The sequence below is a fragment of the Streptomyces sp. TG1A-60 genome (assembly GCF_037201975.1).
Lineage (GTDB): Bacteria > Actinomycetota > Actinomycetes > Streptomycetales > Streptomycetaceae > Streptomyces.
Genome location: NZ_CP147520.1, coordinates 5,789,314 through 5,803,611, shown reverse-complemented (window position 1 = coordinate 5,803,611; position 14,298 = coordinate 5,789,314). Strand labels below are relative to the sequence as shown.

Here is a 14,298-nt window from a genome sequence, read left to right as displayed (position 1 = left end):
CGAACAGACCGAAGAGGACAGGGAGTACCGTGCGCATCACGGGAATCAGCACGCACGTGGTCGGGACGCCGTGGCGAAACCTGACCTACGTCCAGGTGCACACCGACGAGGGACTCACCGGCGTCGGCGAGACCCGCATGCTGGGCCACACCGACGCACTGCTCGGCTATCTCCGCGAGGCAGAGACCAATCACATTCTCGGGTCGGATCCGTTCGCTGTCGAGGATCTCGTCCGTCGCATGAAGTACGGCGACTACGGGCGGGCCGGCGAGATCGTGATGTCCGGCATCGCCGTGATCGAGATGGCGTGCTGGGACATCAAGGGCAAGGCCCTCGGGGTCCCCGTGTGGCAGTTGCTCGGCGGCAAGGTCACCGACAGGGTCAAGGCGTACGCCAACGGCTGGTACACCACGGAACGCACACCCGAGGCGTACCACAAGGCGGCCCAGGGGGTCATGGAGCGCGGTTACAAGGCGCTCAAGATCGACCCCTTCGGCACCGGCCACTTCGAGCTGGACCACGAGCAGTCCCTCTACGCGGTCTCCCTGATCGAGGCCGTGCGCGACGCCATCGGGCCGGACGCCGAGCTGATGCTGGAGATGCACGGCCGGTTCTCGCCCGCCACCGCGGTGCGGCTGGCCAAGGACCTGGCGCCCTTCAAGCCCGCGTGGCTGGAGGAGCCGTGCCCTCCGGAGAACCTCAAGGCGCTGGAGAAGGTCGCCGCCAAGGTCGACATCCCGGTGGCCACGGGTGAGCGGATCCACGACCGGATCGAGTTCCGGGAGCTCTTCGAGAGCCAGGCCGTGGACATCATCCAGCCCGACGTCGGCCACATCGGCGGCATCTGGGAGACCCGCAAGCTGGCCGCCACCGCCGAGACCCACTACGTGCTGGTCGCGCCGCACAACGTGGGCGGGCCGGTACTGACCGCCGCCTCCCTCCAGGTCGGGTTCACCTCCCCGAACTTCAAGATCCTGGAGCACTTCAACGACTTCGCCGACGCGGAGATCAAGAAGGTCGTCTCCGGGGCGCCGGAGGTCGTGGACGGCTACTTCCACCTCTCCGACAAGCCCGGCCTCGGGGTCGAGCTGGACGTGGACGCGGCGGCGGAGTTCCCGCAGCAGCAGGCCCGGTTCGACCTGTGGGCCGAGGGCTGGGAGCAGCGCAAGCCGAAGGGGACCCAGTGACCGCCTCGTCCGACGCGGCCACCGCCGTCGTCATCGAGGCTCCGGGCGAGCACCGGCTCGTCCCCACGAGCCCCGGCAGCCCGAGGCGGGCGAGGCCCTGGTCCAGGTGCACGCCTCGGGGATCTGCGGCAGCGACCGCGAGGTCTACCAGGGCAACCGGCCGGAGGGGTACGTCCGTTACCCCCTCACCCCGGGCCATGAGTGGTCCGGGACGGTCGCGGCGGTCGGCGACGGGGTTCCTTCAAGTCTTGCAGGCCGCAAGGTCGTTGGCGAGGGCTTCCGCAACTGCCAGGTGTGCGACCGCTGTCACGCGGGCGAGACCACGCTGTGCACGGCCGGGTACGAGGAGACCGGGTTCACCCAGCCCGGCGCCATGGCCACCACCCTCACGCTCCCCGCCCGCCTGCTGCACGTTCTGCCGGACGACGCGGACCTGACGGCGGCGGCACTGCTGGAGCCGGCCGCGTGCATCGCAGCCGCCGCGCTGAAGGCGAACGCCGTCCCGGGCGAGCGGGTCGCCGTCGTGGGCACCGGGACGCTGGGGATGTTCGCCGTTCAGTTCCTGAAGGCGGCGTCCCCGGCCGAGCTGCTCGTCGTGGGCACCCGCCGGGACCGGGCGGAGCTGTCGAAGCGGTTCGGCGGCACGGACTTCCGCACCAAGGACGAGGAACTGCCGGACGACTTCGACGTCGTCATCGAGACCGCCGGATCCGCGGACGCGGCGCGCACCGCCGCCGCCCTGCTGCGGCGCGGCGGCCGGCTGGTCCTGACGGGGATCCCGGCGCCGGGCGCGGACGGGCTCGACCCGACGGATCTCGTGGTACGGCAACTGGAGGTGCACACCGTGTTCGGCGCGGCGCCGGACGCCTGGGCGCACACGGTGCGGGTCTTCGGGGCCGGGCTCCTCGATCCGCTGCCGCTGGTCACACACGAGCTGCCGCTGGCGGAGTTCCACCGGGCCATCGAGCTGGTGGGGTCCGGTGACCCGGCGGTCGGAAAGGTCCTGCTGCGGCCATGACCCACCCCTGAGCCGTACGCCGGTGCGGGGTACCTGACGACTTCGTACCGGCGTACACCCAAGAGCCCTGCCGTACCCAGAGCCGCGAACCTCGTCCGAAACACCGAATGCGAAGGACAGCTTGTGACCGAGACCCCCGCTCCGGCCCCGCGCCGGCCCGGCGAGCAGGCGCTCGCCGCGCTCGGGCTGAACGCGCCCGCCCTCGACCCCTCCGACGCCTCGCCGCACTCCTTCCCCGGCGGTGGCCGCTGGCGCACCGAGGTTCCCTCCGTCGAGGGGCCCGAGGCGCTGGCCGTGGTCCTGAAGGAGGCCTCGCGGCTCGATGTGCCGATCCACCGGATCAGCCAGGGCAGCGGGGTCTGGATGCTCACCGACGCCGAGATCACCGAGATGGTGGAGGCGACCGCCGAGCGCGACATCGAGCTGTGCCTGTTCACCGGCCCGCGCGGCACGTGGGACATCGGCGCCTCCACCCGTACCGACTCCAAGGGCGCCGGGCTGCGGGCCCGCGGGCACGACGCGGTCGCCGGGTGCGTCGAGGACGCCGTCCGCGCGACCGAGCTGGGTGTGAAGTGCCTTCTCGTGGCCGACGAGGGCGTGCTGTGGACGCTGCACCGGGCGCGTGTCGCGGGGATCCTGCCGGCCGGCACGACCTTCAAGGTGTCGGCGCTGATCGGTCCGGTCAACCCGACCGCGTACGCCGTGTACGAGAACCTGGGCGGCGACTCGATCAACGTGCCGAGCGACCTGACACTCGACCACCTCACCGAGATCCGCCGGGTCTCCGGCGCCCCGATGGACATGTACATCGAGGCCCCCGACGACCTCGGCGGCTATGTGCGGATGTACGAGGTCGCCGAGCTGATCCGGCGCGGTGCGCCGCTCTATCTGAAGTTCGGCCTCTCGAAGGCCCCGGGGATCTACCCCTACGGGCACCACATGCGGGACCTGACGCTGGCCACCGCCAAGGAACGGGTCCGGCGCGGCCGGCTCGCCCTGGACCTGCTCGCGCGCCACGGAGCGGACGGCGACATGGCGCCGCTGGGCTCCCGTCTGCCGGGCACCCTGAAACGATTCGGAACTCCCTCATAACGTTCCGGAAACCACCCTTCACAGAACCCGACGCAGTCACACAGACTCCGACACAAATCCTCGCCCGACCGGGTCCCGTCGTACATCAAGGAAGATGCCATGCGTAACCGCCGAGCCGCTCTCGCCTCCATAGCCACCGCCGCCTCCCTCGCCCTGACCCTGTCCGCCTGTGGTCAGAGCTCCGAGGGCGGCAGCGAGGAGGACTCCTCGGGCAGCACCAAGGGCGCCACCATCGGCATCGCGATGCCGACCAAGTCCTCCGAGCGCTGGATCTCCGACGGCAAGAACGTCGTCGCGGACCTGGAGGCCAAGGGCTACAAGACCCAGCTGGTCTACGGCGAGGACAAGCCCGAGCAGCAGGTCTCGCAGATCGAGAACCTGATCGCCCAGGGCGTCAAGGCACTGATCATCGCGGCGATCGACAACAAGTCGCTCGACAACGTCCTGCAGCAGGCCAAGGACGCGAACATCCCGGTCATCTCCTACGACCGCCTGATCCTCAACAGCCCGAACGTCGACTACTACGCCTCGTTCGACAACTCCAAGGTCGGCGAGCTCCAGGCCAACTACATCGTCGACAAGCTCGGTCTGAAGGAAGGCAAGGGCCCCTTCAACATCGAGCTGTTCGCCGGCTCCAACGACGACAACAACACCAAGTACTTCTTCGGCGGCGCGATGAGCGTCCTGCAGCCGTACATCGACGACAAGAAGCTCGTCGTCCGGTCCGGCCAGGAGGAGCTCACGCAGGTCACCACCCTGCGCTGGGACGGCGCCACCGCCCAGCGGCGCATGGACGACATCCTCACCAAGTCGTACAAGAGCGAGACGGTCGACGCGGTGCTCTCGCCGTACGACGGCATCTCCATCGGTATCCTGTCGGCCCTGAAGTCGGACAGCTACGGCTCCAAGAACAAGCCGCTGCCGGTCCTCACCGGCCAGGACGCCGAGTTGGCCTCGGTGAAGTCGATCATGGCGGGCGAGCAGACGCAGACCGTCTACAAGGACCTCCGTGAGCTGGCCAAGGTCGCCTCGAACATGGTCGACGCGGCCCTGAACGACAAGAAGCCCGAGGTCAACGACACCAAGACCTACGACAACGGCTCGAAGGTCGTCCCGGCCTACCTCCTGGAGCCGGTCAGCGTCGACAAGAGCAACTACGAGAAGATCCTCGTCGAGGGCGGCTACTACACGGCCGACCAGCTCAAGTAGGCGTCCCCCCTTACGGATTGGAAGGCACGACCATGGCGGGACCCGTCCTGGAAATGCGCTCGATCGTCAAGACCTTTCCTGGTGTCAAAGCGCTGTCGGACGTCTCACTGACCGTCCGCCAGGGCGAGGTCCACGCCATCTGCGGTGAGAACGGCGCCGGAAAGTCGACCTTGATGAAGGTGCTTTCCGGCGTCCATCCGCACGGCAGCTATGAGGGCGACATCCTCTTCGAGGGAGATGTCTGCGCGTTCAGGGACATCCGGGCGAGCGAGCAGCGCGGCATCGTCATCATCCACCAGGAGCTGGCGCTGGTGCCGTTCCTGTCGCTCGCGGAGAACATCTTCCTCGGCAACGAGCACGCCACGCGCGGGATCATCAACTGGAACGACACCCTGCGCCACGCCTCCGAACTGCTGCGCCGGGTCGGTCTGAACGACCACCCGGAGACCCGGGTCGCCGACATCGGCGTGGGCAAGCAGCAGCTGGTGGAGATCGCGAAGGCGCTGTCGAAGAAGGTGAAACTGCTCATCCTGGATGAGCCGACCGCCGCCCTGAACGACGAGGACAGCGGCAAACTCCTCGATCTGATCCTGGAGTTGAAGAGCCAGGGCATCACCTCGATCATCATCTCCCACAAGCTCAACGAGATCCGCAAGGTCGCCGACTCGGTGACGATCATCCGCGACGGGGAGTCGATCGAGACCCTCGACGTGAAGGCCGAGGAGACCACCGAGGACCGGATCATCTCCGGCATGGTCGGCCGCGACCTCGACCACCGCTTCCCCGAGCGCACCCCGCACGAGGCCGAGGCGGGCGCGGCCCCGGCCCTGGAGATCCGCAACTGGACCGTGCACCACCCGATCGACCAGCAGCGCAAGGTCGTCGACGACGTGTCGCTCCACGTGCGTCGCGGGGAGATCGTCGGGGTGGCGGGGCTGATGGGCGCCGGCCGCACCGAGCTCGCGATGAGCGTCTTCGGGCGGACCTACGGCCGGTACACCGGCGGCACGGTCCTCAAGGACGGCAAGGAGATCCGCACGAAGACCGTCCCGGAGGCGGTCAAGCACGGCATCGCGTACGTCACCGAGGACCGCAAGCACTACGGCCTCAACCTCATCGACACCATCAACCGGAACATCTCGCTCAGCGCCCTGGGCAAGGTCGCCAAGCACGGGGTGGTCGACGAGCACGAGGAGCGGCAGGTCGCCGAGCGGTACCGCACGTCCATGAACATCAAGGCGCCGACCGTCTTCGAGCGGGTGGGCAAGCTGTCCGGCGGCAACCAGCAGAAGGTCGTCCTCAGCAAGTGGATCTTCGCGGGGCCGGATGTGCTGATCCTGGACGAGCCGACGCGCGGTATCGACGTCGGCGCCAAGTACGAGATCTACACGGTCATCGACAAGCTGGCCGCTGAGGGCAAGGCGGTCGTCTTCATCTCCTCCGAGCTGCCGGAACTGCTCGGGATGTGCGACCGCATCTACACGATGGCCGCGGGGCGGCTGACAGGTGAGTTCCCGCGTGCCGAGGCCACGCAGGAGTCGCTGATGCGTCAGATGACGAAGGACAAAGAGGTAGCACGATGAGCACGGATGTGACCGCCAAGAGCCCGGCCCCCGGGCCGCCCGGCAAGAGCGGGGGCGCGGCGGGCGGAGGCCTGCTCCAGCTGATGCTGGACGGTCTGCGACGCAACATGCGGCAGTACGGCATGCTGATCGCCCTCGGCGTGATCGTGGCGCTGTTCGCCGTGTGGACCGACGGCGACCTGCTGCTGCCGCGCAACGTCTCCAACCTGGTGCTGCAGAACAGCTACATCCTGATCCTCGCGATCGGCATGATGCTGGTCATCATCGCCGGTCACATCGATCTGTCGGTCGGCTCGCTGACCGCGTTCGTCGGCGCCTTCGCGGCCGTACTGACCGTGCAGCACGACGTCTCCTGGCCCGTCGCCGTGGTGCTGTGCCTGATGGTGGGCGCGCTGGCCGGCGCGATGCAGGGCTTCTTCATCGCGTATCTCGGGATACCGTCGTTCATCGTCACCCTCGCCGGGATGCTGACCTTCCGCGGTGTGACGGAGATCCTGCTGGAGGGCCAGACCCTCGGCCCCTTCCCCGAGGGCCTGCAGAAGATCGGCAACGGGTTCCTGCCGGCGGCCGGCCCGGAGACCAACTACCACAACCTCACCCTGCTCCTCGGCCTCGTCCTGATCACCTGCGTGGTCCTCCAGGAGATCCGGGACCGCAGGCGCCAGCGGGAGTTCTCGCTCGACGTCACGCCGACCAACATCTTCCTGCTCAAGCTGGTCTCGATCGTCGCCGCGCTGCTCACCATCACCCTGCTGCTCGCCAGCTACAAGGGTGCGCCGATCATCCTGATCATCCTCGGTCTGCTGGTGGTCGGTTACGGCTACGTCATGCGCAACTCCGTCTTCGGCCGGCACATCTACGCGATCGGCGGCAACCTGCCCGCGGCGAAGCTGTCCGGAGTCAAGGACAAGAAGGTCACCTTCTACGTCTTCCTGAACATGGGCGCGCTCGCGGCCCTGGCGGGTCTGGCGATCGCCGCCCGCCTCAACGCGGCCGGGCCGAAGGCGGGTCTGAACTACGAACTGGAGGCCATCGCCTCGGCGTTCATCGGTGGCGCGTCCATGAGCGGCGGTGTCGGCACCGTCCTCGGCGCGATCATCGGCGGTCTCGTCCTCGGCGTGCTGAACAACGGCATGAACCTCCTCAACGTCGGCTCCGACTGGCAGCAGGTCATCAAGGGCATGGCCCTGCTGGCGGCCGTCGGGTTCGACGTGTGGAACAAGCGCAAGTCCGGTTCGTAGACAGGTTGTCAAGCAGGTCGTCGGGTCCCGCGGGCCGCTGGTCCGCGGGACCTCTCGGCTTTTCCACGAGAGGCAGGAACCCGGTGAAGGAGCTCTTCGGCAAGCTCGCCGACGGGACGGAGATCCACCGCTGGTCGCTGGAGAACGGCGGCACACGCATGAAGGTGCTGTCGTACGGCGGGATCGTGCAGTCCCTGCGGACCCCGGACCGCGAGGGCCGGTACGCCGACATCTCACTGGGCTTCGACACCGTCGAGGACTACGTCGCCGGCTCCCCCTACTTCGGCGCGCTGATCGGCCGGTACGGCAACCGGATCGGCGCGGGCCGGTTCACACTGGACGGCACGGAGTACCGGCTCTCCGTCAACGACGGCGACAACAGTCTGCACGGCGGGGCCGCCGGCTTCGACAGGGCCGTCTGGGACGTCGAGCCGTTCACCGACGGCCCGGACGTCGGCCTGCGCCTGAGCCACACCAGCGCCGACGGCGAGCAGGGCTATCCCGGCACGCTCGATGTGCGGGTCACCTACACCCTCACCGGGCGGGGCGCCTGGCGCGTCGACTACGAGGCCACCACGGACAAGGCCACCGTCGTCAACCTCACCAGCCATGTGTACTGGAACCTCGCGGGCGAGGGCAGCGGCTCGGTCCACGACCACGAACTGACCATCGCCGCCTCCCGCTACACCCCCGTCGACTCCGGTCTGATCCCCACCGGTGAGCCGGTCGAGGTCGCGGGCACCCCCTTCGACTTCCGCACGGGCAAGACGGTCGGCGCGGACCTCCGCGAGGCCGACCGGCAGCTGCTCTACGCCAAGGGCTTCGACCACAACTGGGTACTCGACAAGGGCGCGACGGCCGGTCCCGAGTGGGTCGCCACGCTCACGGACCCGGCGTCCGGCCGCACGCTGAAGATCGCCACGACCGAGCCCGGTCTGCAGTTCTACTCCGGGAACTTCCTCGACGGCACCCTGGTCGGACCCACCGGCAGGAGCTACCGGCAGGGCGACGCGCTGTGCCTGGAGACCCAGCACTTCCCGGACTCTCCGAACAAGCCGTCGTACCCGTCGACGCTGCTCCGACCTGGGCAGACGTACCGTTCCACGACGATCCACTCATTCACCTGACGACCCGCCTTCACAGCTGGTCCACAATTTCCGACCGAATTCTCGGCGGTTGAACGGAGTCACCCGAGCCTTCGTATGTAGGGGCGGCCCGTGCTCCCCGCACGGGCCGCCCTTAGTCGTCGGATCCGGCCGTCCCCAGCGGATCCGCCCCCTACGGAGGTTCCATGGCCGACAACGTCACCTCGTTGTTCCGCAGCACGACGGCGCACAGCCCCTCGATGGCGGCGCTGACGCGCGAGGGCGGCGACGGTGCGGGACCGGTGGACTTCTGTATCCCGTGCAACCCCTACTTCCCCACCCCCGCCATGTTCGACGAGATGGCGGGCAGGCTGCGGGAGATCATCACGTACTACCCGAGCAGCGCCGACACCATCACGGCCGAGCTGTGCAACCTGCTCCAACTGCCGCCGCAGTGCGTGGCGATGGGCAACGGCTCGACCGAACTCATCACGTGGCTCGACCACCTGCTGGTCCGGGAGTCCCTCGCCGTCCCCGTCCCCACCTTCGGCCGCTGGACCGACCAGCCGATGGAGACGGGCAAGCGCGTCGACATGTTCCCCCTCCAGGAGTCCAGCGGCTTCGCCCTGGACCTCGCGCAGTACGCCGAGTTCATCCGCGCCCGCGGCACCAGGGTCGCCGTCATCTGCAACCCGAACAACCCCGACGGCGGTTTTCTGCACCGGCACGCACTGGTGCAGTTCATGGACGCGATGGCCGACCTGGACCTGATCGTCATCGACGAGTCGTTCCTGGAGTTCGCCGACGCCGAGTCCGAGCCCAGCACGGTGCAGGACGCGGTGATGCGTCCCAACGTCGTCGTACTGCGCAGCCTCGGCAAGAACTTCGGTCTGCACGGCATCCGCTTCGGCTACCTGGTCGCCAACCCGGCGCTCGCCGGCAAGGTCCGCTCGATGCTGCCGAAGTGGAACCTCAACTCCTTCGCCGAGCACGTGGTGTTCATGCTGAAGAACCATGGCGCCGAGTACATGGAGAGCCTGCACCAGGTCCGCCGGGACCGCCTGGACATGGCCCGTCAGCTCTCCGCCCTCCCCGGTCTGACGGTGTACCCGTCGCAGGGGAACTTCCTCTTCGTGCGCCTGCCCGTGGGCGCCGAGGGCACCGTGGTCCGCGACCGGCTCCTCTCCGAGCACCGGATCCTGGTCCGCGAGTGCGGCAACAAGGTCGGCTCGTCCAGTCGCTTCCTGCGACTCGTGGTCCGGCCCCAGGTGGACGTGCGTCGCCTGGTGTCAGGCCTGGAGTCGGTTCTCTACGGGTCCAGGAGGGGAGCCGCCGTACCCGAGCTGAGCACCGGGACCAGCTACAGCTCGGGTACGGCGGCCGTGGACCGGCTGATGAGCGAGAGCAACGGCACCGGGATGCAGGGCATCGCCGCCCAGGCCATGAGCATGCCCGCCCCGGCCCCCGCGTCCTCCATGCAGTTCGCGACCCCGCCCCCGGCCCCGGCCCCGGCCGCCCCCATCCAGTTCACACCCCCCATCCCGCCCCCGGCCCCGGCCGCCCCCATCCAGTTCACACCCCCCATCCCGGCTCCGGCCCCGGCCCCGGCCCCGGCCCCGGCCCAGACTTCGATGCCCGCCCCGGCCCCGATTCCCGTCCCGGCTCCGATGCCCGCCGCGCCGGCCGCCTCGATGCCGGCCCCCGGCCTCCAGCCCGTCATCCAGACCGGCATGCCCGGCCTCGCGGCCGCCGCCCAGGACCGCCGCTCCGTGGGCGCCGCCCAGGGCCTCACCGCCGCCCAGGTGCGCGGCCGTACGCAGCCGGAGCCGGTGGAGGAGCCGCAGGGGTGGCCCGCGGCGGGGGCGGTGTACAACCAGGTGGGGTGAGGTCGAGCGGGGGTGAGGCCGGCCGGGCGGGGTTGGTCCGGCTCGGCCCCGGAGTGACGACCTCGTGCCGCCGTCGGCCCCGGGCGGCTCACCGTCGGCCCGGTGTGCCGGTTTCTCGCCAACCGATCGACCGAGGTCGGACCGAAACGATCACCGTTCGGTCGGATTCGTGCGGTTGCGACCAGGCACGATGTCCGGTCGATCTCCTGGGTACTCATCCGGCGAGCACGGCTAGCGTGGGCGAGGTGCGGCAGTTTGCCCTTGACGCCCAGCGCCCCGTGCCCGGACCCATCGACACCCATCGAGAGGAGGCGGCCGTGACGCCGGGTGGGGAGACGGACGGCGAAGCCGGAACGGTCGGCGGTCCGGGCGGGGACGCCCCCGGCATCGCCACCGAGACGCTCTTGCTGAAACGGCACTTCACCGGCGAGAACCTCCCCCAGGTGCGCGCCCAGGTCGAGGACACGGCCGCCGCGGCGGGCCTCGGCGGGGTACGGCTCGGCGAGTTCACCCTCGCCGTCAGCGAGATCGCCGCCAACGCGGTGGAGCACGCCGGCGGCCAGGGCCGGCTGGAACTCCGCCGCCTCCCGGACGAACTGGAGTGCCGCGTCACCGACGACGGCCCCGGCTTCGTCCCAGCCATCCCCGAACTCCTCCCCGGCCTCACCGAGGGCTGCCGCGGCCGAGGCCTCTGGCTCGCCGATCTGGTCACCGACCGCCTGACCGTCACCACGGACAGGCGCGGAGCGGGCGCCGAGGTGACGTTGGCTGTGCGGCTGGAATGAGCCGCAGGGGACGCCCACCACTCGACACGCCGCCTCCGACCCGCCACACAGGACGACTCCGCGCGGGGGCGCGAGCAGCCACAGGAAAGCCGCACCCGGCCGGCAGAAGTCCCGGCCCAGCTCTCAGCCCAGCCGGATCACGTTCCACGACAGCGGCTCGAGAACCGCGCTCAGCACACCGTCCTGAAGTGAAGCCCCCTCACCCGCGTGCGGGGCGACCCGCTCGGGCTCCGCCAACGTGTTCCGCGCGTCCGGGTCCGCGTCCGCCAGCACACTGTGCTCCACGACCCGGGTCGGCTCCAGGCCGTTCAGCGCGACTTCCAGCGGCAGCGCGTCCGTGCGACCCCGGTTGACCGCGAACACGGTCACCGACCCGTCCTCGGCCCGCACGGCCGTCGCGTGCAGCAGATCCGCCTCGCCGTACTTCTTCGTCTCGTACGTCGGCGAGTCCACCCGTACGTCGAGGACCTCCCCCCGCCCGTACTTCGCGGCCTGGGCGAACGGGAAGAACGTCGTCTGCCGCCAGGCCGGCCCGCCCGGCTCGGTCATGATCGGCGCGATGACGTTGACGAGCTGGGCGAGGCAGGCCACGGTGACGCGGTCGGCGTGCCGGAGCAGGGCGATGAGCAGCGAGCCGAAGACGACCGCGTCCATGACGCTGTAGTTGTCCTCCAACAAGCGCGGTGCCTCGGGCCAGTTCAGCGGGTCGGCCTTGGCGGAGTCCTCCCACTCCTGGAGGTACCAGACGTTCCACTCGTCGAAGGAGAGGTTGATCTTCTTCTTGGACTTGAGCTTCGCACCCACGTGGTCGGCGGTGGCGACCACGTTCTCGATGAAGGACTCCATGTCGACGGCGGAGGCGAGGAAGGAGTCGAAATCGCCGTCGGTGGGCCAGTAGTAGGCGTGCAGGGAGATGTAGTCGACGAGGTCGTACGTCTCCGCCAGGACCGTCGCCTCCCACTCGGCGAACGTCGGCATGGACTGGCTGGAGGAGCCGCAGGCGACGAGTTCGACGCCGGGGTCGATCTGGCGCATCGCGCGGGCGGTCTCGGCGGCGATGCGGCCGTACTCCGTCGCCGTCTTGTGGCCGGTCTGCCAGGGGCCGTCCATCTCGTTGCCCAGGCACCAGAGGTTGATGCCGAAGGGGTCCTTGTCGCCGTGGGCGGCCCGGAGGTCGGAGAGGGCGGTGCCGGCGGGGTGGTTGGCGTACTCCTGGAGTTCGAGGGCCTCGGCGACACCGCGCGTGCCCAGGTTGAGGGCCATCATGGGCTCGGCGTGGGGGCCGATCTTCCTGAGGAAGGCGATGTACTCGGACAGGCCGAAGCGATTGGTCTCGGTGGAGCGCCAGGCGAGGTCGAGGCGGCGCGGGCGGTCCTCGACGGGGCCGACGGAGTCCTCCCACTTGTAGCCGGAGACGAAGTTGCCGCCGGGATAGCGGATCGTGGTGACGCCCAGCTCCCGGACCAGATCCAGCACGTCGGTGCGCAGACCGGCCTCGTCGGCCGCCGGGTGGTCCGGCTCGTACACCCCGGTGTACACGCAGCGGCCGAGGTGCTCGACGAAGGAGCCGAAAAGTCGGGGGTTGACCTCGCCGACGGTGAAGGCGGGGTCGAGGGTGAACCTGGCTGTGCGGGACATGGGGCCCTTTCGCGTGTTCGGGAGGCCGGTGCTCGGGGTGCCGGGCTTCTGCGGCAGCGGTCGTTCGAGATACCGGACACCGCTCGCATACTCGAACAGGACGCTAAGGTCGTCGCACCTGTCCGTCAATGGGGCCCGTGTGGCGTCCCACATCCGAAGACGGCCCGCAAGGATCGTTCTCCGGAATTCAACGATCGTTGGATTCCCGTGGTGCGGGCGCTCCCGGCCACGTAGGGTCGGCGCGTGCCCGTGCTGCCCGACACCCTCGCCGAGACCCTGACACGACTCGACGCCCGCATCGCCGGGACCGGTGCCGACCGGGACCGGCTCCTCGGCGTACGAGCGTTGGCGGAACGCACCGCCCTCGGCGAGGACGAGGTGCGGGCGCTGCTCGACGGGGTCGAACCGCCGGCCGACCGGGTCGACGACCGGGTGCGCGGGCGGGTACGGGCGCTGCACGAGGCGTATGTCGCGCGGAGCGGGAAGCGGGCCGGCGAGGTCGGCAAGGAGGTCGCGGCGCGGCTCGCGATCAGCCCCGAGTGGGCCCGGCAGCTGCTGCTCGGCAGGAAGATGCCGAACGTGCCCGACCTGACCCGACTCGCCGAATTCTTCGGGATCGAGGAGGGTGTCCGGTTCTTCACCGACCCGGCCGCCACCGTCCTGAACCGGGAACTCGGGCGCGTTCTGGCGGCACTTGAGTACGAGGCGCGCGACGCGGACGACGGGCCGCTGCTCGAGTTCGCCACCCGGCACGGGGTCGTCACGCTCGCGCTGCGCGGCCATCGGCTGACCCGCCGCAAGCAGGAGGCCCTCGCCGTCATGCTCGAAGGGTTGCTCGACGTCGACGACGTGGAGGAGGCCCGGTGATGAGCGGTGGCGAGGGCGCGAGGGACCGCCGCGCCGGGCGGGTTGCCCGGGTCACGGGGATCGCGGGTCTGCGGCGGGCCGCCGGCCGGGCCCGTGCCGCGCTGCTGCCCTCCCGGTCCACCGCCGAGATGCGTGAGCTGGCCGCCGGGCTGAGCAAAGCGGTGCGGGGAAGGTTCGACGCGCCCGTCGGCGTAAGGGAGTTGGGCGCGGCGCTGTGCGCGGAGATGAGCGCCCGGCGGGGCGGGCGGCCGGTGAAGCTGTGGTTCGAGCGGTTCCCGGACGGGATCGGGGTCACCGGGCTGTGGATGGAGTTCCCGGACTTCGACCTGGTGATCGTCGAGGAGCGTGCCGAGACGGTGCAGCAACTGGTCATCCTGGGCCATGAGTTGTGGCACATGCACGCCGGGCACTGTCATCACCGGGTGCCGGGCGCGGACGCCGCCGCGCTCGCACTGTCCGGTGAACCGGGCGGGCCCGCGACCGGGCTCCCGCCGCTCTCCCCCGAGCTGTCGGCCGCGCTCGGGCAGGGCGGGACGCCCATCGCGGCCCGCAACGGCTCGCACGAGTCGGACGAGCAGGAGGCCGAGGACTTCGGCCACCGGCTCGCCACCGCCTTCCGTTCCTGGGTGGACACCGGGCAGGGCGGGCCGGCCGATCCGGCCGGCCCCGTCGGGCAGGCCATCCAGGCGTCCCTGGGCTATCGCAGG

10 protein-coding genes and 2 pseudogenes are annotated in these 14,298 nt (G+C 69.7%); 11 read left to right on the top strand and 1 reads right to left on the bottom strand.

Translation table 11 applies throughout. The annotated features are described in order from the left end of the window. Nucleotides 1-29 precede the first annotated feature (29 nt). The 9 genes and pseudogenes from WBG99_RS25090 to WBG99_RS25050 all read left to right on the top strand — a co-directional run bounded on the left by WBG99_RS25090 (nt 30) and on the right by WBG99_RS25050 (nt 11,086). Nucleotides 30-1,187, top strand: a complete 1,158-nt coding sequence (locus WBG99_RS25090) for a mandelate racemase/muconate lactonizing enzyme family protein (protein WP_338898456.1) — start codon at nt 30-32, stop codon at nt 1,185-1,187. Then, nucleotides 1,184-2,205 (top strand): annotated as a pseudogene (locus WBG99_RS25085) (alcohol dehydrogenase catalytic domain-containing protein). Before WBG99_RS25090 ends, WBG99_RS25085 begins: the two are co-directional and overlap by 4 nt. Before the next feature lie 123 nt (nt 2,206-2,328). Continuing rightward, a complete protein-coding gene (locus WBG99_RS25080; RefSeq protein ID WP_338898455.1) occupies nt 2,329-3,297 on the top strand; it encodes a hypothetical protein in 969 nt (322 codons plus the stop codon). Between the two features lie 99 nt (nt 3,298-3,396). Next, on the top strand, nt 3,397-4,506 hold the full coding sequence (gene chvE, locus WBG99_RS25075) for a multiple monosaccharide ABC transporter substrate-binding protein (RefSeq protein WP_338898454.1): 1,110 nt from the start codon (nt 3,397-3,399) through the stop codon (nt 4,504-4,506). Between the two features lie 32 nt (nt 4,507-4,538). Then, complete coding sequence (gene mmsA, locus WBG99_RS25070) at nt 4,539-6,089, top strand: multiple monosaccharide ABC transporter ATP-binding protein (RefSeq protein ID WP_338898453.1); 1,551 nt, start codon at nt 4,539-4,541, stop codon at nt 6,087-6,089. Further along, nucleotides 6,086-7,330, top strand: coding sequence for a multiple monosaccharide ABC transporter permease (gene mmsB, locus WBG99_RS25065; RefSeq protein ID WP_338898452.1), 1,245 nt, complete (start codon nt 6,086-6,088; stop codon nt 7,328-7,330). The genes mmsA and mmsB overlap by 4 nt, the downstream gene beginning before the upstream one ends. An 83-nt stretch (nt 7,331-7,413) precedes the next feature. Beyond that, entirely contained in the window at nt 7,414-8,457 is a 1,044-nt protein-coding gene (locus WBG99_RS25060; protein WP_338898451.1) for an aldose epimerase family protein, read from the top strand. Nucleotides 8,458-8,621: 164 nt separating this feature from the next. Further along, entirely contained in the window at nt 8,622-10,301 is a 1,680-nt protein-coding gene (locus WBG99_RS25055) for a histidinol-phosphate transaminase (RefSeq protein WP_338898450.1), read from the top strand. Between the two features lie 278 nt (nt 10,302-10,579). Beyond that, on the top strand, nt 10,580-11,086 hold the full coding sequence (locus tag WBG99_RS25050) for an ATP-binding protein (protein ID WP_338900486.1): 507 nt from the start codon (nt 10,580-10,582) through the stop codon (nt 11,084-11,086). 123 nt (nt 11,087-11,209) lie between these two features. Here the strand turns inward: WBG99_RS25050 and WBG99_RS25045 are convergent, their stop codons facing one another. Then, entirely contained in the window at nt 11,210-12,724 is a 1,515-nt protein-coding gene (locus tag WBG99_RS25045; protein WP_338898449.1) for an alpha-N-arabinofuranosidase, read from the bottom strand. Between the two features lie 243 nt (nt 12,725-12,967). Here WBG99_RS25045 and WBG99_RS25040 point away from each other — a divergent pair, with 243 nt between their 5' ends. Together WBG99_RS25040 and WBG99_RS25035 are read left to right on the top strand one after the other, a co-directional pair. Continuing rightward, nucleotides 12,968-13,591 (top strand): transcriptional regulator, encoded by a 624-nt coding sequence (locus WBG99_RS25040; protein ID WP_338898448.1) that lies wholly within the window; start codon nt 12,968-12,970, stop codon nt 13,589-13,591. Beyond that, nucleotides 13,591-14,298, top strand: a pseudogene (locus tag WBG99_RS25035) (toxin-antitoxin system, toxin component); the annotation flags it as partial. The gene WBG99_RS25040 and the pseudogene WBG99_RS25035, both read left to right, overlap by 1 nt.

Bases quoted from the DNA above. Each gene is read 5' to 3' on its own strand.
- chvE (WP_338898454.1), top strand. From the start codon at position 3,397: ATGCGTAACCGCCGAGCCGCTCTCGCCTCCATAGCCACCGCCGCCTCC.
- mmsA (WP_338898453.1), top strand. From the start codon at position 4,539: ATGGCGGGACCCGTCCTGGAAATGCGCTCGATCGTCAAGACCTTTCCT.
- mmsB (WP_338898452.1), top strand. From the start codon at position 6,086: ATGAGCACGGATGTGACCGCCAAGAGCCCGGCCCCCGGGCCGCCCGGC.
- WBG99_RS25055 (WP_338898450.1), top strand. From the start codon at position 8,622: ATGGCCGACAACGTCACCTCGTTGTTCCGCAGCACGACGGCGCACAGC.
- WBG99_RS25045 (WP_338898449.1), bottom strand. From the start codon at position 12,724: ATGTCCCGCACAGCCAGGTTCACCCTCGACCCCGCCTTCACCGTCGGC.